General features: G+C 68.8%; 15 protein-coding genes and 2 pseudogenes. 9 read left to right on the top strand and 8 right to left on the bottom strand.

Annotation, left to right across the window (positions count from 1 at the left end):
- Nucleotides 1-648: 648 nt before the first annotated feature.
- The 3 genes from ACZ7L6_RS43130 to ACZ7L6_RS43140 all read right to left on the bottom strand — a co-directional run bounded on the left by ACZ7L6_RS43130 (nucleotide 649) and on the right by ACZ7L6_RS43140 (nucleotide 5,200).
- Nucleotides 649-1,002: a hypothetical protein gene (locus ACZ7L6_RS43130; RefSeq protein ID WP_471933979.1), complete on the bottom strand. Its 354-nt coding sequence runs from the start codon at nucleotides 1,000-1,002 to the stop codon at nucleotides 649-651.
- 20 nt (nucleotides 1,003-1,022) lie between these two features.
- Complete coding sequence (locus ACZ7L6_RS43135; protein ID WP_471933981.1) at nucleotides 1,023-3,095, bottom strand: P-loop NTPase fold protein; 2,073 nt, start codon at nucleotides 3,093-3,095, stop codon at nucleotides 1,023-1,025.
- A 407-nt stretch (nucleotides 3,096-3,502) separates the two neighbouring features.
- Nucleotides 3,503-5,200, bottom strand: a complete 1,698-nt coding sequence (locus tag ACZ7L6_RS43140; protein ID WP_471933983.1) for a zinc-ribbon domain-containing protein — start codon at nucleotides 5,198-5,200, stop codon at nucleotides 3,503-3,505.
- A gap of 758 nt (nucleotides 5,201-5,958) precedes the next feature.
- On the opposite strand from ACZ7L6_RS43140, the gene ACZ7L6_RS43145 reads away from it, so the two are divergent.
- Nucleotides 5,959-6,402, top strand: coding sequence for a hypothetical protein (locus tag ACZ7L6_RS43145; RefSeq protein ID WP_471933984.1), 444 nt, complete (start codon nucleotides 5,959-5,961; stop codon nucleotides 6,400-6,402).
- 529 nt (nucleotides 6,403-6,931) lie between these two features.
- On the opposite strand, the gene ACZ7L6_RS43150 is transcribed toward ACZ7L6_RS43145, so the two are convergent.
- Together ACZ7L6_RS43150 and ACZ7L6_RS43155 are read right to left on the bottom strand one after the other, a co-directional pair.
- Complete coding sequence (locus ACZ7L6_RS43150) at nucleotides 6,932-7,528, bottom strand: NADPH-dependent F420 reductase (protein ID WP_471933986.1); 597 nt, start codon at nucleotides 7,526-7,528, stop codon at nucleotides 6,932-6,934.
- 41 nt (nucleotides 7,529-7,569) lie between these two features.
- Nucleotides 7,570-8,388 carry a 3'(2'),5'-bisphosphate nucleotidase CysQ gene (locus ACZ7L6_RS43155; RefSeq protein ID WP_471933988.1) on the bottom strand — a complete coding sequence of 273 codons (819 nt, stop codon included), beginning with the start codon at nucleotides 8,386-8,388 and terminating at the stop codon, nucleotides 7,570-7,572.
- Between the two features lie 137 nt (nucleotides 8,389-8,525).
- On the opposite strand from ACZ7L6_RS43155, the gene ACZ7L6_RS43160 reads away from it, so the two are divergent.
- Nucleotides 8,526-9,434 carry a LysR family transcriptional regulator gene (locus ACZ7L6_RS43160; protein ID WP_471933990.1) on the top strand — a complete coding sequence of 303 codons (909 nt, stop codon included), beginning with the start codon at nucleotides 8,526-8,528 and terminating at the stop codon, nucleotides 9,432-9,434.
- A 500-nt stretch (nucleotides 9,435-9,934) separates the two neighbouring features.
- Here the strand turns inward: ACZ7L6_RS43160 and ACZ7L6_RS43165 are convergent, their stop codons facing one another.
- A complete protein-coding gene (locus ACZ7L6_RS43165; RefSeq protein WP_471933992.1) occupies nucleotides 9,935-10,933 on the bottom strand; it encodes an NADP-dependent oxidoreductase in 999 nt (332 codons plus the stop codon).
- A 121-nt stretch (nucleotides 10,934-11,054) separates the two neighbouring features.
- Here ACZ7L6_RS43165 and ACZ7L6_RS43170 point away from each other — a divergent pair, with 121 nt between their 5' ends.
- On the top strand, nucleotides 11,055-11,930 hold the full coding sequence (locus ACZ7L6_RS43170; RefSeq protein ID WP_471933994.1) for a LysR family transcriptional regulator: 876 nt from the start codon (nucleotides 11,055-11,057) through the stop codon (nucleotides 11,928-11,930).
- Between the two features lie 358 nt (nucleotides 11,931-12,288).
- Here the strand turns inward: ACZ7L6_RS43170 and ACZ7L6_RS43175 are convergent, their stop codons facing one another.
- Entirely contained in the window at nucleotides 12,289-13,428 is a 1,140-nt protein-coding gene (locus ACZ7L6_RS43175; RefSeq protein ID WP_471933996.1) for a PucR family transcriptional regulator, read from the bottom strand.
- Between the two features lie 87 nt (nucleotides 13,429-13,515).
- On the opposite strand from ACZ7L6_RS43175, the gene ACZ7L6_RS43180 reads away from it, so the two are divergent.
- The 3 genes from ACZ7L6_RS43180 to ACZ7L6_RS43190 all read left to right on the top strand — a co-directional run bounded on the left by ACZ7L6_RS43180 (nucleotide 13,516) and on the right by ACZ7L6_RS43190 (nucleotide 16,627).
- Nucleotides 13,516-14,571 carry a ferredoxin reductase gene (locus ACZ7L6_RS43180; protein WP_471933998.1) on the top strand — a complete coding sequence of 352 codons (1,056 nt, stop codon included), beginning with the start codon at nucleotides 13,516-13,518 and terminating at the stop codon, nucleotides 14,569-14,571.
- Nucleotides 14,572-14,578: 7 nt separating this feature from the next.
- Nucleotides 14,579-15,697 (top strand): fatty acid desaturase family protein, encoded by a 1,119-nt coding sequence (locus ACZ7L6_RS43185; protein ID WP_471934000.1) that lies wholly within the window; start codon nucleotides 14,579-14,581, stop codon nucleotides 15,695-15,697.
- A gap of 195 nt (nucleotides 15,698-15,892) precedes the next feature.
- Entirely contained in the window at nucleotides 15,893-16,627 is a 735-nt protein-coding gene (locus tag ACZ7L6_RS43190) for an ATP-dependent DNA ligase (protein WP_471934002.1), read from the top strand.
- On the opposite strand, the gene ACZ7L6_RS43195 is transcribed toward ACZ7L6_RS43190, so the two are convergent.
- Complete coding sequence (locus tag ACZ7L6_RS43195) at nucleotides 16,620-17,477, bottom strand: NAD(P)H-binding protein (protein WP_471934004.1); 858 nt, start codon at nucleotides 17,475-17,477, stop codon at nucleotides 16,620-16,622. The genes ACZ7L6_RS43190 and ACZ7L6_RS43195 overlap by 8 nt on opposite strands.
- An 87-nt stretch (nucleotides 17,478-17,564) precedes the next feature.
- On the opposite strand from ACZ7L6_RS43195, the gene ACZ7L6_RS43200 reads away from it, so the two are divergent.
- From ACZ7L6_RS43200 to ACZ7L6_RS43210, 3 genes and pseudogenes are all read left to right on the top strand, one after another.
- The gene (locus tag ACZ7L6_RS43200; RefSeq protein WP_471934006.1) at nucleotides 17,565-18,362 is read left to right on the top strand and encodes a helix-turn-helix domain-containing protein; all 798 of its coding nucleotides are present in this window, start codon (nucleotides 17,565-17,567) and stop codon (nucleotides 18,360-18,362) included.
- Nucleotides 18,363-18,388: 26 nt separating this feature from the next.
- Nucleotides 18,389-18,775 (top strand): annotated as a pseudogene (locus ACZ7L6_RS43205) (NYN domain-containing protein); the annotation flags it as partial.
- A pseudogene (locus tag ACZ7L6_RS43210) lies at nucleotides 18,752-18,895 on the top strand (IS110 family transposase); the annotation flags it as partial. The pseudogenes ACZ7L6_RS43205 and ACZ7L6_RS43210, both read left to right, overlap by 24 nt.
- Nucleotides 18,896-19,695: the final 800 nt, after the last annotated feature.

Below are 19,695 nucleotides of genomic sequence, written 5' to 3' on the forward strand. Positions count from 1 at the left end.
CAACACGCCCGCCCATTCCAGTACGAAACCCAGACCCGCCAACCGCCGCAGACACTCCCCGCAGGCCCTGCCTGGCTGCGCCGGTACCCCCCCCCGCTCTTCGCACCCACCAGCCCCTCCCCCACCACACTGCAGAACCGAATCAGCGATCTACAGGCGATGGTCGTCCACCACCCACTCGTAGCCGACCTCGCCCGCCAAGTCCCCCTCGCAGCCGCCGTCCTCGAAGACCTCGAGCACCACAGCCCCTCCCACCCCGTCTGGACACCCCTGACCGGCGGCACGCCCCGCCCCTGGACCGACCTGTGAAACCCCGTGCAAACACCCCCCCACGCCCGCACCATCCATCCCGCTCGGACACCGACCCGCGGGAGGAGACCGCCCGCTTCGCCGCTATCTGTATCCGCGGAACTCTCGTCCACGGCGCCACGTGCTCGACGGCCCGGTCGTCCACGACCACCTCACCACCAGACTCACACCGCGGGCTCCGGCCCTGTCGTTGACCCACCAACAACGCGTCCAGGACGGCGCGCAGACTGCCCTCTCGCGGGGTCGTGCAGGCTCTGCAGGGGTGCGAGTCTCGCGCCGGGTCGTTGAAGGACCCACCGCCGGCTTCCGCCACGGCTGTTCCAAGAGGTCGGGGAGGCCTCAGAACAGTCGCTGGGCAAGGCCGGCGAGCGCGGGCCCCTCACCGGCGGCGAGCAGCACACGGAGGTCTGCGCAGGCGTCGCGATGGGCGGCGTTCTCCAAGCCAAGCCTTCTCAGTGCCTTAGCCCAGCGCACATCGTCGTCGGCGTGGGGGGTGAGGACGGCCAGACCTGTTTGTCCCTCAATGCGGGTGGAGAGTGCGGCCTGCAGGGAGGGCCAGCGAGCGGTGATCTCGGCGAGGCTGATGAGGTGGGTGGCGTCTTCAACGGAGAGGGCTTGTGTGGTGCCTTCTTTGTAGGCGAGGACTCGTAGGTAGAACTGCCACACCGTCAGGAGCCTCTTGGTCTCCCGCATGGACAGGTGGCGCTGTGCAGTCAGTCGGTCCTGCAGGCGGTCGCGGATGGCTGGGTGTGTTTCCAGGGCGAGCACTTGGGCTTCCAGCTCGGGCTGGGCAGATGCCATGCCGGTTGGGACCGGGCTCGCTGCTGCGCTGCTGGTTGCTGCGGTTGGGGAAGCGACCGGCGCGGCGGTGGGAGTGTGGGGATCGGTCGAGGGAGCAACGGGTCCCAGCAGGCTGCTGACCGCGGCGGCGAGGCTGTGATGAGCGATGGGCGGCAAGGTGATGGGGAGCTGGATGAGTTTGCGCAGGAAGGTCCATCCCCATGAGGGGTCCTGGTGGCCGGCTTGGCCCTGCGCTGAGCCGAAATCGGTGTACGCGCGGTCGAGGTGTGCCGCGACGACCGAGGAGTGGAGTCCAGGCCGAGTACGAAGCGGCAGGGCGCAACGCGCGGTTGGTCGCTGCGGCGGGGGAAGTGGAGTGCGCCGGACAGGAACAGGTTGATGGCTTCGAACACTTCGGCGGTGGCGCGTGCCGAACAGCGGTCGAGATCGTCGATGAACACGATGAGTTCTCGGCCGCTGGACGAGATCGTCTCCAGGAGGTCGCTGATGTCGTGCTGGACGAGGTAGAGATAGCCGGAGCGGGCGTTGTAGTAGGGGTCGCGCAGGGCGCTGTCCGGTGCAGAGCCGGTGGTGGCGAAGGCTCCACTGAGGACAGGCCCGTCGAGGATCTCTCCCGGCAGGAAGGACCGTGCCCGGCCCAGAAGGAATCGAAGGGCTGTGTGCATGAGCCCCAAAGACAGCAGGAGGACCGGAAGCCCGATGGCCAGGAAGGCGGCGTTCACCGTGTGACCCGACCACCTGTAGTCGGCATCTGCCTTGGCCAGTTGCGCCACGACAGGAACGACCAGGGCAAAAACGCCCACCCGCAGAAACGGGGAAAGGAGGCGGCGGCCTACGGTGCGGCGCAGGAGATGCCGGTCGCAGCGCTCTGCGTTACGCCGTAGCCAGTACGCCTCACGGGCTCGCCCGGCAGGGCCTTGTGCGGGGCGTGAGGCTTCCACGATCTCGCGGGAGAGCCCGGCCCAGATCTGGTCGCTGGTCTGATATGCCCACGGGTTGAAGCGAACCGTCACCACCGTACGGGGGGATGCTGGACTGGCGGGCGTGCGGCGCAGCAGCGGCCACCGGCTGCGTCTGCTTTGGGCGCCAGGCCGGCGTTGGGCGAGGAGCAGTCTGACAGCGGAGCGCACTGGCAGGTTGCGGCGCCGCAGCCGTGGCATCCACGTGCGTGCCCGCTTCTTCCATCGTTGCCAACGGCCGACAGCAGGAGGGATCGCGTCCTGCTGTCGGGCGTGGACCTCTTTCTCGATCAGTTGCATGATCGTGGATTTGCCTGATCCCCACGGGCCTTCGATCGCCACGACCGATGGGCCGGTGCCGTCCTCGGCAAGCGATCCACCCGCCGCCTGGGGGCTGGCCTCGGCCGGCGTGAGCAGGTCGGCCACCGCGTGCACCAGCGCCATACGATCCAGCAAGTCGCTGCCGGCCGGCCGGTCGGAGAAGCCCCTGAAATAGACGGCGCCCTTGCGTGAGGCCGCTCCGCTGGAGGAGGCCCCCAGAGCCTCCTCACGCTCCAGGCGCTCGCGTTCGAAGCGGGCCAGTACATCGGCGGAAGGGTCGAGCAGGGCGTAGCGCTGCAAATCCGGCTGCGCGGCAAGCTGCTGATCGAGCCAGCCCGCACCGAACCATCCACGAACAAACGGGAAGATTCCCCGCAGCTCGTCGAACCACCGCTGATCACCTGGCGTGAGGTCTGCAGCGCAGACCAGGTACCACTGATCCGGAGGGTTCCTCGCCACCTTTTCCAGGGTCTGGCGGACCTGGCGGCGGCGGCTGGATGTCATGGGCCCGGCGAAAGCCTTGATCTCATAGACAATGCGTTCGCCGGCTTCCGTCTCCTCCACGACATCGCCATCGCCCACATCTGGCCCGCCGATGCCGCCCGAAGACGCTCGGGCGCGGGGGTGCAGTCGCAGCAAAAGCAGCGTGACCAGGGCATGAAACTGCTGGTAATTGGCCACATGTCGGTCCCACGGGGTGCTCACCGGCCAACGATACGATCACGACAGAAGCCCTCGTGCCGCTTCCTCATAACTCGCCTGACCAACGAGTCGTCTCCCTCATCACCCGTCCCACACCAGGTGCTCCGGCAGCCGAGTTGACCCGAGCCCGGCCGAACCGCGGCGCGTAAAGGCCCTGACCATGCTCGCCCTGTACCGCATGGCCAGGACCGGCCAGTCACCCCCCGATACTGCGGCCGGACAACTCCCGCCAGCTGTTTCGCCCAAGCAATGGGCCCGTGATCAGCCGGCCCGCCCAACGACCGAAGCCCTGCGGCGCCAGCCGTTCCCGCAGTTCAGGCTCCAGCCGCCCGCTACGTTCGGCACTCACCCCAGGCCTGTGCCGCTGCGTGCAATGTCGACTCTTGCCGTCAACTCCACCGCAACTGGGCTCAACGCTGGGCCGCCGGCTCCTCGTCTTGCCTGCTTGCCCAGTCCCTCACCCGCTCGATTGTCTCGTCCGGCTTCGGCATCGCCGAGTACACAACGAACTCTGCGTAGTTCGGGTCGTCGATCGGCAGCGGTGGCAATGGATACTCGCGTAGCCTGGCCACCAGGTATCCGGCGGCCAGCAGGTCACGGGACTTCTCGATGTCGAGGTCAACCTTGTCCGCGTGCCAGTAGGAGCCGTCGTACTCGATGGCGAGCTTCTGCTCCCCTGCCGTCTCGACCGTGATGTCGACGAGCCAGCTCCCGCGTCGGGCGAATGCATCGTGCCGCACTGACTGGCCGGACGATGCCCGGCCGAAGGCACGCTCCGCGGCTGCCCAGTGGTCAAGCTCTATGCGGGACTTGCCGTGCTCGCGGCACTCGGGGCAGCCGCTGCCGTTTGCCCGTGAGGACAGGGCCGCCTGCCAGGCGTGATCCGGGTTTGCGGAGCAATTCCAGGCAGGCGTGAACAGAGTCTGGCTGGTCGGACGCACCTGCCACGCGGACAGCGGATTGGCTGGCGACCACTCCGCCGCCAGATCGGGGAAGTGGTGGGCGAGCGAGTCGAGGATCGTGCGGCACTCCGGGCAGCGCAGGCGCTGGCCCTGTTCCCGACGGGCCGGTGTCTCCTGCCACTCGTGGCCGCAGTCTTCATTCCGCCACCACACGAGCTTGCGTGAACCGGGTGACACCTTCGACAGCTGAGCCTTGCCGTTCTTGGTCGGGTGCCACTGTGCGGCAATCTCGGCGTTGAGTCCGAAGCCCTCAGGATCGGCCTCGATCGCCTCAAGACGCGTTGCGCGTGTGTCCTGGCCGCGGCAGGACGGGCAGCCGTTATGCAGATACGTGAGCGCAGACTGGCGACAGCGGTGCCCTCTCGGGCAACGTAGCTGACGGTGCCGGTAGTCCGCGACCATCACGGTCCGGGGATCCGCCTCGTCGTCCCAGGCGGCAAGCAGCTCGAGCACGTCCGCGACCGGCGTCCTCTGATAACGCGCGTGCTCCGCCTCCCACTCAGCCCGTCGCTTCGGTTCGCACTCCGGACACTCGCGCATGTTGACCATGTCGAGGATCCGTTTCCGGAACCGCAGTCCGCAGTCGGGGCAACGCCAGACCGCCTCCCGCCGTGCCTTGACGGTGACGGTCTCCCAGGTGGCGGTGTCGTTCTGCTCGTGGTCCCACCAGTCGAGGACGGGCAGTTCGCTGTCCTTGAGGAGGTCACGCTGTTTGGACCCGGCGGGCTTGGTCGTCTGCCGCTCACGCCGAGGGTTGACCTGACACTGGCAGCCGAATCCGATGTCCCCCAGCCTCGCGGCGCTCAACCGGCCGCAGTAGCGGCACCGGACATGGTGCGGGTCGTCGGAGAAGGAGGGCGCGGTCAGTGCGCTGAGGTAGTCGTATCCGTTCTTCTCGGCGTGCTCCCGCGCCTCGGCCTGCGGAACCGGGCTCAGGTCGGCGTACGCGCCCATGGCCTGGCGAGCCTTCCGCGCCCACTGCCGCCAGTAGCAGGCCCGGCACGTCGCTTCCCCATAGGCATTCTTTTCCAGGGTGTATTCGAAGCGATAGTGCGCCTCGCAGCCGCATGCCAGGCACCGGGTCAGACGCCACGCCTTCGGTTTCGTGAAAGGCTCCAGCGGTTCCAGGCCGCCCTCACGCAGCATCTCCGTGATGTGGGCGTCACACCAGGTGCTCTTCGTCCGTGTAGAGAACGCGGCAGGCTGCCCGCAGCCCGCCTCAGAACACAGTTGGGTCGTCTTACGGGGCGATAGGGAACTCACGTGCGGATTCTCGCAGGTGCGAGTGCCGACGACACGAAGTAACGTGATTGCTCCTTCCTTGCCGACGTCACTCGTCAGCTGCCGCCCGGGGGCTACTGAGCGAAAAGTCCGCAACGCCAGCGGCGAGACCGCCAAGCCCTGGGACGAACCCACAGCGCGCTACCGCAGGAGGCGCTCCCGCACCAGCCCAGCCAGGGGCCGCCGCGGGACTCCGAAGAAGCCTCGTCAGAACCTCCATCGACACCCTGGCGACAGGTCACTCGCGCCAATGATCCCAGCCGTGGCCGTCGAAACAGAGCCCCGCTGGAGGCGAGGACACGGAGGGGGCCCGGCTCGGGCGGCTGAGCTGTGTGGGGCCGCGTGTCGCGAAAGTGAGCAGTGGGATGTGGCGTTGCCTTCGCATTCAGCTTGAGGTACGAGAGCGACCGCGACGCCCTGGCGAATGCGCGCAATAAGGCGCGTGAGGTGTCGCGCAAGGCGGCTGAGACCGAGTCCGCCGCGCAGGCCGAACTCACCTCAGCACGAGCCGCTTACGAGCGAAACCTGCGTCGGCTGGAGCAGCAGATAGCACGGCTGCGTAATCCAGGCGCCGGTGAGCGATCGGGCAACCTGGGAGAACTCGTCTGTTCCAGCACATCCTCGTGGTGACGTCCGGACCGGCCACGCGCTCGATCGAACTGGCCGGCCTCGACGCCCGCTTCGACACGGGCAGGACGAACCACTCGATCTACCTCACCGACACCGCCGGGCGGGTGCACCGCGCGAAGTACCCTCACGTTTCTCCTTCAGCGGATGACCAGCAGCGATTCGATGGGGAAGCGCTACGCGACTTCACCGTGGCCATCCAGAACGCCGTCGCGGACGAGAACAGTTACCGCGCCCGGATCCCCCACCAGCTCAGGCAGGTTGAGCAGCAGTTGGAAGAAGCCCGTGCAGACACCCGTGCGCAGGAGGCAGCACGCAAAAGGCTTGCCCGTGTACGGCAGCGCAACCGCCAGGACCCGCACCGCAAAGCTGCAGACTCCGAACTGGAAGAGGCTCTCCAGGACTGGAAAACCCTCACAGGCCACCTACCACTCAAGTAGTCAACGGATGGGAAGCTGCTGGCATCCGTGCTCAGGCGTCCGGCAGTTAAGGACCGCTGGTCCCGTGGAGCATTGCCCCCTCACCGGCCGCGCCGGCTCTCGCAAAGTACAGAGAACAAGCTGTTGATCTTAGAGCCGCAGGCGTCCCGGCTCGCCTCACTTCCTGACCGGCGCACTCGCACCTGCTGGCACCCACAACCAGACAGCTTGCGCCCCGGCGGCAGCAACCGCGACCAGGAAGCCGGCCTCACCAGCACCACCAGCCGCCGCGAGCCAGGTGATCTGGAGAACCAGGCGCTGCCACCCGGCCCGGTAGGAGGCCACGCCCCACGCGGCCTTCGACCTTCGGCCTTCGCCAAGACCGGGGTACCCGAGCGTCAGAACGTCGCCTCGGTCCGCTTCCCCCGTCCATGGAGCGCCCGGTCAGGAACCGGCCGATACCGAACCCGATTGATTCGGCAGTCTCTTCCACCTGCTTCTCGAACTTCGTCTGCGCCATGCCGTGCCCCGGCGGGGCACTGTGTGCGGATCAGCGGGCGACCGAGATCGCGAAGGGCACCAATCCGCTGGACCGAATCACATGCGGTACGAACAGGATCGCGGCCTCCGTGGCGCGGGCGGTCTGGATCCCGCCGAGATCAGTGATCCACTCCTTGCGCCAGCCGAGGTTGATGAGCAGTTCACGGACGGTCTGCTTGGCCTGCATGTCGTCGCCGGAGAGGAAGGCGTCGGGCGCCTGGGTGAGCGTGGCCGGCGCGGTCATCACCGGGAAGAGCATGGTGTTGAGTGTCTTGACGACGCGCGTTTCGGGGAGCGCTTCCTGAAGTTGCTCGGCAAGGCTTGAGCCGGGGTAGATCAGGTCGGCGGGCAGTCCGTCCGGTCCGTCGACGGTGGCGTTGGAGACGTCGACGAGGATCTTGTCGTGCAGTTCCTCGCGCAGGGCGACGAGCCGGTCCAGCGAGCCGGCTCCCGGGGTGGCGTTGATGACGATCCGGGCTGTCCGGGCAGCATCGGCGGCGGCGCCCGGCGCGCGGTCCGCCACCGTCACCTCGTGCCCTGCCCGGGTGAGGGCTGTGGCCAGATTGCCGCCGACGCGGCCGTTTCCGAGAACTGCGATCGTGGTCATGATGATCTGGTCCTTCCGTGCGTGCAGGTTGTGGTGCGCGGTCAGCGTGAGAGCGTGGCGACGGCCTCGGCGTGGACGCCGGGCGCGGCAGCCAGGAAGCTCTCGCTCTGCGGGGTCCAGGGGCGGCCCTCGGCGTCGGAGATCTGTCCGCCGGCCTCGGTGACGAGCAGCGCCCCGGGCAGCAGGTCCGCGCGGGCACCGGCGAACTGCCAAAAGGCGTCGATCCGGCCGGCGGCCACGTTCAGCAGGTGCAGGGTCGCGGGCACGGCGGTGCGGACGACGAGCGCGTCGAAAAGCATCGCGGTGATCGAGGAGCCGACGCGCCGCACGACCTTCTCGTCCTCGTCCGGCCGGGCCTGGCTGGTGGCCACGATGCTCAGGCCGAGGTCCGCGGTCTGGGAGACGTGCAGCGGCCGGCCGTCGAGGTGGGCGCCCGCGCCGGTGAGCGCGGTGTAGGTCTCGCCGGTCAACGGCAGATGAACCGCGGTGAGCACCGGCTGGTTCTCACGCACGAGGGTTGCGGTCACCGCCCACTCCGGCAGGGCGTGCAGGTGGTTGACGTTGCCTTCGGCCGGATCGACGACCCACCATTCGCCGCGCGGCAGCGCCCCGCCGTCCAGTTCGTCCTCCACCCAGCCGGCGTCCGGGCGCAGGCGCGTGAGGCGGGGACGCAGGATGTCGAGGGCCGTGTCGTCGTTGGCGGCGAGCGCGCGCATCAGCTCTTCGCGGGTCTGGTAGCGGACCACCTCGCCGAAGCGCTCGCGCAGCGCCGAACCGGCCGCCCGCACGGCGATCGCGGTCTGACCGAGCAGGTCGGCGTCGGAGACGACGACATCAGTTGTCTGAAGCATTTCGGACATGGCGAATTCCCTTTTGAAAAGGAGGTGATGTGGCCCTTCGGGCCGAACTGTGCGCTCTGTTCAGCGCTCTGGTCTCGAAGGTATAGAGCCCCATGATTAACTTCAAATGCATGTAAAGCACGGCTAGGATTACTCTCATGCAATTGGATTTGAACCTGCTGGCCGCGCTCGACGCGCTGCTGGAGGAGGGAAGCGTGGCGGGGGCTGCCGCGCGCCTGCACGTCACCGCCCCCGCGATGAGCCGGAGTCTGGGCCGAATCCGGCGCACGACCGGGGATCAGATCCTGGTGCGCACGGGCCGCACGATGACCCCGACGCCGTATGCGATCGCCGTCCGGGAACAGGTGCACGAGCTGCTGCACCAGGTCCAGGGGGTGCTGGCACCGAGCCGTGAACTCGATCTGGCAACGTTGGAGCGCACCTTCACACTCCGCTGGCACGATTCCCTGGTCGCCTTGAGCGGCCCCGCACTGCTCTCGGCCGTGCGCGGACAGGCGCCGGGCGTGCGATTGCGCTTCGTCGCGGAATCCAGCACCGACACCCCCGAGTTGCGGCGCGGCGAGGTCGACCTGGAGGCGAACGCCAACCGCCCGAGCGCACCGGACATCCGCGCCGAGAACGTGGGCGAGACCCGCCTCGTCATCGTCGTGAGGCAGGGGCACCCCCTCACCCGCGTCAGCACCGTCACCGCAAAGCGGTACGCCGCCGCTGAGCACGTCACCGTCTCGCGACGGGGAAACCTCAGCAATGCCATCGACGATGCCCTCGCGCGGCTCGGCCTCACCCGCCGCGTGGTGGCGACCGCGCCCACGGAAGCAGCCGCGCTGGAGTTCGCACGCGGCTCCGATCTCCTGATCAGCGTCCCCGAAGCCACGACGCGGTCAGCGGTCGCCGACCTCGGCCTGGTCGTGCTCCCCTTCCCGCTCGAACTGCCTTCGGCACCGATATACCTGTCGTGGCATCAGCGCTACGACACCGACCACGCCCACGCCTGGCTGCGCGGGCTGGCGCGAACCGCGCTGGCCATGAGCGGAGCGTCGTCGTAGTCGGCGCCGTCCGGCCCCTTCACCCATACGTCCACACGACCACCTCGATGCCGCACGAGCCGGCTGCTGCGCGGACCCGCATCAAATCATCAGCTGCCGGCGAGAGGCGTACACGACCAACCTGAACGCCGGTCGCGAAGCCCGAGTTCGCCGAGAATGCGGACACGAACCTCTTGACTCCTGGCTGCTGACGTTGAAGCAGATCGCCGCGTTCGGCGACGTGCCGAGCGACCGCGCCGCTGCGGGTCAATACAGCTGGCCCCGCACTACAAGGCGTTGTCCGGCGTCAGGGCGCGGCGATCCGCCACCCACCGTCGGACCGGCCGGGGCCGAACGTGTAGACCCCTGTCGAGATCATCTGGATGCTCTCGCCGGAGTTCCTCGTCTGCACCGGATAGGCCCCCACCTCGGCGGTGGCGGCGTCCGTCGTCGTGACACGACATTGTTCAGCTCGTCCAGGGCGTGGGCGCAGTTCGCCACCGCCTGCTGGAGTTCAGCGGTCACGAGACCACCGTCAGCACGATCTTGCCTTGGAGGTGGCCCTTCGCGGCTCGCGTGTGTGCGCTGCCCGCCTCGGGCAGCGGGTAGGTGCTGTCCACCCCGACCTGGAGCCTGCCCTCGTCGAACAGGCGCCCGATCTCGGCGAGCTGGGGGCCGTTGGAACGCACCTGAATGTTCGAGACCGTGATGCCCAGACTCGCCGTCTCTTCCGGGTCGTACTGGGCGAAGAACACCGGAAGCATGGTGCCGCCGCGCTTGAGCACGGTCAGGAAGCGTGAGCTGTCCGGGCCACCGACGGTGTCGATCACCAAGTCGACATCGCTGACCACGTCCGCGGCCTGCGTCCTGGTGTAGTCGATGAACTCATCGGCGCCGAGCTTGCGCAGGAACTGCTCGTGCCGGCCCGAGGCCACCGCGATGACGTGTGCCCCCTTCCATTTCGCCAGCTGCACCGCGAAGTGGCCCACTCCACCGGCGGCCCCGTTGACCAGCACGGTCATCCCTGGCGTGATCGGCACCGGCTGGTGCACCCGGCCGGTGAAAGGAGACGGCACATCGTGGCCGAGGTCAACCAGGTACTGCCAGGCCGTCAGCACGGCCATCGGCGCCCCAGCCGCCTGCACGTGGTCGATACCGGCCGGCTTGTGAGCCAGGTCCGAAGCCGGCGCGGCCACGTACTCGGCGTATGTCCGGCCGTCGAATCCGGGGAACCGCAGCATGCCGAAGACCTCGTCACCGACGGCGAACCCCAGCACGTCCGGAGCGACCGCCTGGACCACGCCCGACATGTCCGTTCCGGGGATCAGGGGGAACTCCAGCGCCGGCCTCATCTCGGCCGGCATGACCTTCATCCCCTCACGCAGGTACCAGTCCGGCGGGTTGATGCCCGCCGCGTGCACCCGGACGAGTACCTCGCCCGGGCCGATCTCGGGAACCGGCACCTCGTCATACTGCAAAACTTCCGGCCCGCCCGCTTCGTGGAACTGGATCGCCTTCATCGCGCCTGTCGCTTTCCTGGGGAAACGTTGCTCCTTCAGTCAAGGCCCGGGACGGCATGGCCGTCCAAGACCGGTTCGGCAACTGGTCATTCCGAAACGGCATAACGCCTACGCTGGAAGGGTGAACGATCTCGGACAGGACCTGGAACTGCGGCTGGTGCGCTACTTCACCGTGGTGGCGGCGCACCAGCACTTCGGCCGGGCCGCCGCCGACTTGCACGTCGCCCAGCCGGCGCTGAGCCGCCAGATCCAACGGCTCGAGAAGCATCTCGGCGCACGACTGCTGGACCGCGACCCCAAGGGCACCCGGCTCACTCCGGCCGGCCAGAGGTTCCTCCCCCGTGCCCAAGCCCTGCTGCAGGCCGCCCGCCAGGCCGAGTTGGCCGTGCGTGAACAAGCCGAGACCGAACGAATCGCCATCGGCTACGTCGAAGACTTGGTGATCACTGCCGCCGTACGGGAACTGCGCCGCCGCCACCCGGACGCCGAGATCTCCACCCGGTACCTGAGCTGCCGCGACATCGAGGCGCTGTCCGACAAGCGCGTCGACGCCCTGATCGCGCGGGCCCCGCTACCGCTCGCCGCCGACGACGTGTTCACCACGCCGCTGTACGAGGAGCCCCGGATGCTCGTGGTCCCGCGCGGCCATCCCTTGGCCGACCGCACGTCGGTGACCGCGGAAGAACTGGCCGGCGAGGAGGCGGCGCCGTGCGCGTTCGAGACCGCGGACTGGACTTCCTACCGAATCCTCGGGGCCGGCGTCGCGCCGATCGAGAGCTACGAGGACAAGCTTGAACTCGTCGCGAGCGGCAGGGCGATCGCCGTGCTCCCGGTCGGCGATCGGCGGAGCTCACTGCGCCCCAACCTCGTCACCGTCCCCGTCGAGGGCGCTCCCCCGAGCCAGGTCGTCCTGGTCAGCCGCAAGGGCGACCCGAATCCGATGATCAGGAATCTCCGGCTGGCAGCCAAGGCCGTCCTGACCGCCCCGGCAGCCTGACCGGAACCCGCTTGGCACTGGCCTGCCCCAAGCGGTGCTCACGCGCGCTGTGTTCGTCGCGCATCTGCCGGTATCGCAGCTGGCTCAGCGTCCGACCCCATGGCGGCCACCAGGGCGACCTTGCCACCGTGCCCAGCAGCGGTCAGCGCGGCCAGTAGGCGGACCACACAGGTTGCGCAGTCAGCTCCGGGCATGCTCAGAGCGTCGGGCCTGCCGGACAGACAGCGCATACGATCAGGTAGGCAGGGTGATCGTCGGCAGCTCTTCCCCGGGCCGCATGAGCCGGCTGATGGCACCGAGAACGAGGCACGATTCCTGTACCGCTCGCGGACGCGGTCCTGGACGGTCGAAGTACGCCTCAGCCGGCCCGAAGACCGACCGCCAGCGTCAGTTCAAGGACCCGGTGTGGCGATGCGAGATCCGGAAACAGCTCCCGCAGCTGCGACATCCGGTACCGGACTGTCTGGGGATGGACGAACAACGCCGCCGCCACCTCCTCCCGCCTGCCCTGGTGCAGCAGCCACGCCCGCAACGTCTCCTCCAACCGCCGTGCGGTCCCGACAGGCAAGGTCCGCAACGGTGCGAGAGCTCGGGCACGCAAGTCCGCGAACGCGTCCACGTCGGCGCTCAGCACCAGCTCGGGCAGGTGGTCCTCGGTGTCGCGGATATCGGAGGAGAGGGAGCGCGCGCGTACGGCTCGTGCGTACGAGGCGGACGCACGCGTCCATGGCCGGGCCGGGCCGACCACGGCGGTGCGGTCGGTCAGCCGCCGCAAGAGATGTGACCGGTCGGCATCGGGGACGAGCAGCACACCGGTGGCGTCCGGCAGATCGTCAAGGACGAGGGTGCTCGGGTCGAGCGTGCGGTGGGCAGGCCGGGCCTGGGCGGCGGGCAGCAGGACCGCGGTCAGCGAAACCGGAGGCTGCCACCCGGCCCGTTGAGCAGAGGCCAGCAGTACGTCCGGGCTCGCCCCGGCGAGGAGGTCGCGGGCCAGCTGTTCCAGGTGGCGCTCGTGGGCCCTGCCCCGGGCGGCCAGTTCGTCGGCGTGGCCCGCGGCGCTCGCGGCGGAGAGCTCGTCGATGTAGGCGAAGGTCAGCTCGGCGAACTTGGCGACCTCGGCGGCGGGCAGACCTGCGGGTACGGCACCCGCGGCCAGGCATCGCCAGGCCACGCGGGCGCCCACGCGGTAGGCGCTGAGCAGAGCGTCCATCGAGCGGCCGTCGCGCACCTCGCCCCGGCCAAGCTCGTAGGCAGCGTCACCGGCGTCGCCGCCTGTGGCGTTCCCGCTCGCGAGGTCCAGGTAGTGCCCCAGGGCGGTGCGGACGGCGCGGCGGATGGTGGCGCCCATGTGGCCCGACAGGGCGTTGGTGTAGGGAGGGACCTCGTCGATGATCGCCTGGACGACCTCGTCGGCGGTGGTCTTCAGCGCGGCCCGAAGTGCGGTGACGGTCGTCTCATCCAGGGCCAGTTCGCTGGCCCTCTGGACTGCATGGCTCATGTTTTTATTCCCTGCGAACAATTCCACCGACCAGATTCACGTCCTGCGGTCAGGACTTTACGCCCTGAGACGCAGCAAGCTGGGGCCATGACGAGTACAGCCCTGCGCAGCAGGGCGTGGAAACTGCTGGAGATGGTCACGACGCCGCTGCTGCCGTCGGACTACCTCGACCTGGTCAGCCCGCTGCGTGCGGGCGCCGACCTGCGGGGGCGCATCGAGGCCGTGCACCCCGAGACGGGTGACGCCGCGACCATCGTGATCAGGCCGGGACGGGGCTGGCGCGGCCACACGGCCGGTCAGTACGTGCGGATCGGGGTCGACGTCGACGGCGTGCGCCTGTGGCGTGCCTACTCCATCACCTCGCCGACAAACCGCAAGGACGGCCGCGTCACGATCACCGTGAAGGCGATCCCGGACGGCAAGGTCAGCAACCACCTGGTCCGCAGGGCGAAACCGGGCACGCTGATCCAACTCGACCAGGCGACCGGTGACTTCGTGCTGCCGCAGGCCAAGCCCGCCAAGGTGCTCTACCTGACGGCCGGCAGCGGCATCACGCCCGTGATGGGCATGCTGCGCGACACCGAGTTCGACGACGTCGTGATGGTCCACTGCGCGCCACAGCCGCAGGACGTGATCTTCCGAGGAGAACTGCACGACCTGGTCGCGGACAAGAAGCTGCGGCTCACCGAGGTGCACACCGACACGGACGGCATGCTCGACGTCGCCCGCCTCGACGAACTCGTGCCCGACTGGGCCGAGCGCGAGACCTGGTCCTGCGGGCCCGCGGGCCTGCTCGACGCCGCCGAGAAGCACTGGAGCGAGCACGGCGTACCGGAGCGCCTGCACACCGAACGCTTCCGCCCCAGCATCGTCGCCGCCGGCGACGGCGGCGAGGTCACGTTCAGCGCCACCGGCAAAACAGTCGACGCGGACGGCGCCACTCCGTTGCTGGACGTCGGCGAGGAGGCCGGAGTGCTCATGCCCTCCGGGTGCCGCATGGGCATCTGCTTCGGCTGCGTCACGCCGCTCAAGGCGGGCGCCGTCCGCGACCTGCGCACCGGCGAGATCACCGAGGCCGAGCCGGGCGTCCTCATCCAGACCTGCGTGTCCGCCGCGGCGGGCCCCTGCGACATCGAACGGTAGGAGCACCTTGACCGCCATCGACCCCACCGCCCACCTGACCGCGGAGCAGATCGAGGAGCTCGGCCGCGAACTGGACGCGATCCGCGACGAGGTGATCGCCGGCCGCGGCGAGAAAGACGCTGCCTACATCCGTAAGGTCATCTCGGCGCAGCGCAAGCTCGAGCTCGTCAGCAGGGGCGTGCTGCTGTTCTCGATCTTCCCGCCCGCGTGGCTGATCGGGACCGCCGGGCTGTCCGTGGCGAAGATCATGGACAATATGGAGATCGGCCACAACATCCTGCACGGCCAGTGGGACTGGATGCGCGACCCGAAGATCCACTCCACCACCTGGGAATGGGATCACGTCTCGCCGGCCGACCAGTGGAAGCACTCGCACAACGAGCTGCACCACACGTACACCAACGTGATCGGCAAGGACAACGACCTCGGCTACGGCATCATGCGCGTCGACGAGGACCAGAAGTGGCACCCCTTCCACCTCGGCCAGCCACTGTGGAACTTCATCAACGCCTGCTTCTTCGAGTACGGCATCGCAGCGTACGACCTGGAGCTCGGCAAGAACCTGCACAAGCGCCGCCGCAACAACCCGGAGTTCCGCGCGCGGGCCAAGGCCGTGGGCCGCAAGATCCGCAAGCAGGTCCTCAAGGACTACGTGATCCACCCGCTGCTGTCGGGCCCCTCGTTCCTCCCCACGCTCGCCGCCACGTTCACCGCGAACCTGGTCCGCAACCTCTGGTCCCACTCGGTGATCATGTGCGGGCACTTCCCAGAAGGCGTACAGGTCTTCGAGCGCCGGTCGATCAAGGGCGAGACGCGCGGCCAGTGGTACCTGCGCCAGATGATGGGCTCGGCGAACATCAGCGGCAGCAAGGCCATGCACTTCATGACCGGCAACCTCTCGCACCAGATCGAGCACCACCTGTTCCCCGACCTGCCGAGCAACCGGTACGCCGAGGTCGCGGTGAAGGTGCGCGCGCTGTTCGAAAAGTACGAGCTGGAGTACGTCACCGGGCCGCTGCCCAAGCAGGTGTTCTCCGCGTGGCGCAAGGTCTTCCGGCTCTCGCTGCCGAACAAGAAGCCCAAGGTCAAGACGCCGGACCGCGAGCAGGAGCTCGTCGCGGCCTGACTCCCGGTATCGGTTCAGATCTTTCGGCCGTACCGGCGGCACCGCCGGGTTCGGTGAGATCCGTTGCGGACGGTGGACGACCGCGACATCAGACCGTACGCCACGGGTCCGGGGCAGCCCCGGCTGCGCTGCCTGACGTGCGCCAGGAGCTCAGCACACAGCCCCCGGCGAGGAGTTGTAATGCGCTGACCTGCCGTGGTCGGGCCGGTAGTCGGGGAGCCGGTGGTGTGGGAGGCCGGGCGGCCGGCGTTCGAGCGCCTGCAGGAGCGGCTGCAGCGGCGTGCTGCCACAGCGGCCCGGCTCGCCGGGCAGTGGCCCGCCCACTTCGTGGCCTTCGACGTGCTGCGGCTGGCGGGCCAGGACACCACCGCGTGGGCGTACCAGCGGCGCCGTGCGGCATGGGAGACGCTGTTCACCGAGCGCCGGCTGACAGCGCCGTGGGCGCTGTGCCCGTCGACCACCGACCCTGACACGGTCACCGAGTGGCTGACCTGGACCGCGGTCGGCCTGGAAGAGCTGCTCTTCAAACGGCACGACAGCCGTATCAGCCGTCAGTGCGGGTGGCGGAAGTACAAGATGTGTGAGGGCCGGGACGCGATCGTCGATGCCGTCACCGGCTCCCTCGCCGTGCCCCGCAGTCTGCTGCTGGGGCGTCTCGATGCCGAGGGGCGTCTGCAGTACGTCGGCCGCAGCACCACCCTGTCCGGGGCGGCTGGAGCCACCCGCGCCGGTCTGCTCTCCCCGGCCACCAGCGAGCACCCGTGGACGGGCTGGACGTTCACGGCAGGGTGGGGATCGAAGGAGACCTTGAACGTCAACCAGCCCCGGCGGCGGCCGTCCTGCGCGGGCGGCGGTCCTGAACCGGACGACCGGGACGGGGCGGCGGGGCCGATACCCGCCGCCCCTGTGCGGTTTCCCGGCGTCAGATGAACGCCCGCCGGTGGTCCGCCGCCCACTCCCTGTAGGTCCGTGCCGGCTTCCCCAGCACCTCCGGGACGTCCTCGGTGACGACCGCGTTGCCGCCTGCGCGCACGAAGGCGGTACCGGAGCGGATGCCCTCCGCCTGTGCGTCGTCGAAGCCCCACACGGTGAGCAGATGGTCGCGTGTCTCCTCCGGGGAGAGCTCCCGCGTGGCGACCGGCCGGCCGAGGACCGAGGCGAGGTCGGCGGCCTGTCTCGGAACGCTGATCGTCTCCGGCCCGGTCAGCGTGTACGTCCGCCCCGCGTGGCCGCCGTCGACGAGGACCCTTGCCGCGACCTCCGACACGTCACGCGGATCGATCACCCCCGACAGTCCGTCAGCGGTCATGTTCGGCACCGGCTCGCCCTGCCGGATCGCCTGCGCCCAGCTCAGCGTGTTCGAGGCGAACGACGAGGGCCTCAGGATCGTCCACTCGGCCCCGCTGTCCCGCACCGCCCGCTCACCGGCCACATGCCACTCGCCGGACGGACCGACGTCCGGATCGCCCGTCGCGATCGCGGAGAGCTTGACCAGCCGGTGAACGCCCGCCGCGCGGGCCGCCGCCACCAGTGCCTGGTCGTGCCGCGAGCCCGGGCCGGGTGCGCCCAGCAGGAACGCGGCCGTCACCCCGGACATCGCCCCCGCCAGGGAGTCGGGGTCGAGGTAGTCCCCGCGTACCACCTCCACGCCCGAGGGCACGCGGGCCTTCGCCGGATCCCGGGTCAGGGCGCGCACCTTCTCGCCGCGCGCCGCGAGCTGCCGTACGACTTCACTGCCGATGGTGCCGGTGGCACCTGTCACAAGAATCATGTCCACCACGGTGGGCGCCGGACGGCGTCGGACTCTTGGAAATTCCGGCACGGTTCGCGGGCCCGGACGGGTGTGCGCCCCGCTTACGGTGGAGCGGTGACGAACACCATGTCCCGGCAGGTCCTGCGCACACCCGAGGCACTGCGCCCGTGGGTCACGGGTATCGGTCCCGTGTCCGTGGGCGCGGAACCGGCGGAGCCGTACGTCCACCTGCCGGACGCCACCACGAAGCTGGTCTTCCGCCTCGGGGAGGACGGCCGCCGCAGCACGCTGGTCGTCGGTCCACGCACCCGTGCCTCGTACCACCGGGGCAAACGGTTCGTCTCCTGCCTCGAGATGCGGCTGGCGCCCGGTGGCACCCGGCCCCTGCTCGGCGTGCCGGCGGTCGAGCTGGCGGGCCGTGCGGTTCCCCTGGGCGACCTGCCCGGCGGCACCGCGGGCCGGCTGGCCGCCGAACTGGGGCGGCTGGACCCGGAGGAGGCGGTGGCGCACCTCGCGGACGTGCTTCCCGAGCGGCTCGCGTCCGCCGCCGACCGTTCCCGCACCGAACTCGTGCGCGCCGGTGTCGACGCGATGTCGGTCAGAACTGGCCGGCTTCCCCGGCCGGTGGGCGACGTGGCTCGCGAACTCGCCGTCAGCGAGAGGCAGTTGCGCAACCTGTTCGCCGAGGGGGTCGGCCTGTCCCCCAAGCACTACGCCCGCATCGATCGGGTGCGCACGGTGCTGTCCCACGCCGTCACCTACCCCTGGGCCGAACTCGCCGTCGCCACCGGCTACTACGACCAGTCCCACATGACGTCCGATTTCCGCACGCTGATGGGCGTACCGCCCCGGTCCTTCTTCACCGGCCGCCTCCCGGCCCCGCAGCCCTGCCGGGCCGTCGCCCGCCGCTGACGGCAGGCCGCCAGTGACATCGTTCGATCACTGGCGACGGTGACCTCCTGCCTGGGGTGATGACGGCCAAGGAACACGGCGTGGCCGTGCATCTGTGGGCTGTGCAGGCCGCCGACGGGGGCCTACAACCAGTCGGAGGACCTGGTCACCGAAGCGGACGAGCGGCATCTGCTGGACCGTGCCTGGCTCACCCGGGCCATTACCGCGGCCCAGCCGGCCCGCTGGGTGTTCCGGCGCAGCCCGCATCTGAGCTGTCCGCGCCGGTCGAGCCCAGTGGCGCGCCGCAGGACCCCCACCTGCGGCCCCCCCCCCCCCCCCGCACTCCCGCCCCGGCAGACCTGGCACGATCCGCGCCATCTGTGGCCCTACGCTGTTCCTCGGACGCCGGTTGGGTCGACCGCAAACGCGCCGAAGGCAAGCGCCACATCCAGGCCGTCCTCGCCCTCGCCCACCGCCGCGTCAACGTCCTGTGGGCCCTCCTACGCGACGGACGGTGCTACGAACTGACACCTCCACCGCCACTTGCGGCTTGACAGACAGCATTAGGAATCAGTGGCCAGCTCGAAGAAGATCAGTGATGCACTGACGCATCTGGAAGGCGTGCATGGCACTACTGAGCCGTGGGTGCACTGCCGCGCGCCCCGGTCACGGGACTGGCCGGAATCCTTCTGCTGGCGCATAGTCAGGAATGTCGGAACGGTTCACAGGCATCGTCCGGCAGCCACTGTCAGACGGTGACAGCACGTAACTCTTCTAATCACGTGCCACAGTTCCGGAGTTCAAACTGAACGCCGCTTGCGGCCAACCATCCAAGAGTTCATTGGGCATGGCAGGGAAGGTGCATTATGTTCCTTCGGCAAATCTTCCGCATCGCCGGTGCGGTTGTCCTGTCGGTAGTCGCGTTGACCGTGAGTGCGACCGCGGCGAGCGCAGACGAGGTCGCGTGTGTCGGGGCGCAAGTGAGCGTCAACGACGAAGAGGTCAACACCGGACTACAGTGCTTCGTGCTCCCGCTGTGAGCTTGTGCTTCCCGCACTCGTCATCGTCACTGCGGTGCGGTCCACACCGCAGTGACGACAGGCTGAAGACTGGGATCAACAGAGCCTCCTGACGCTCGGGGGCGTCGCAACTCCGAACTACCAATGGGCCATGTACTCATGCATCCACCCTGTGGGGATCACCCGACTAGGGACCGGGTTCGATCACAACCGCCTCGTGATCGATAGAGATACAGCTTCTTACTGAGCCTCTTTCATCCTGAGTTCGCGCAGATCAGGAGGGCGTGCACTGCTCGGACGATGCGGCCGAGGCGGTTGGTTGAACAACGTGCCCG

It is taken from the genome of Streptomyces sp. NPDC107522, assembly GCF_055657525.1.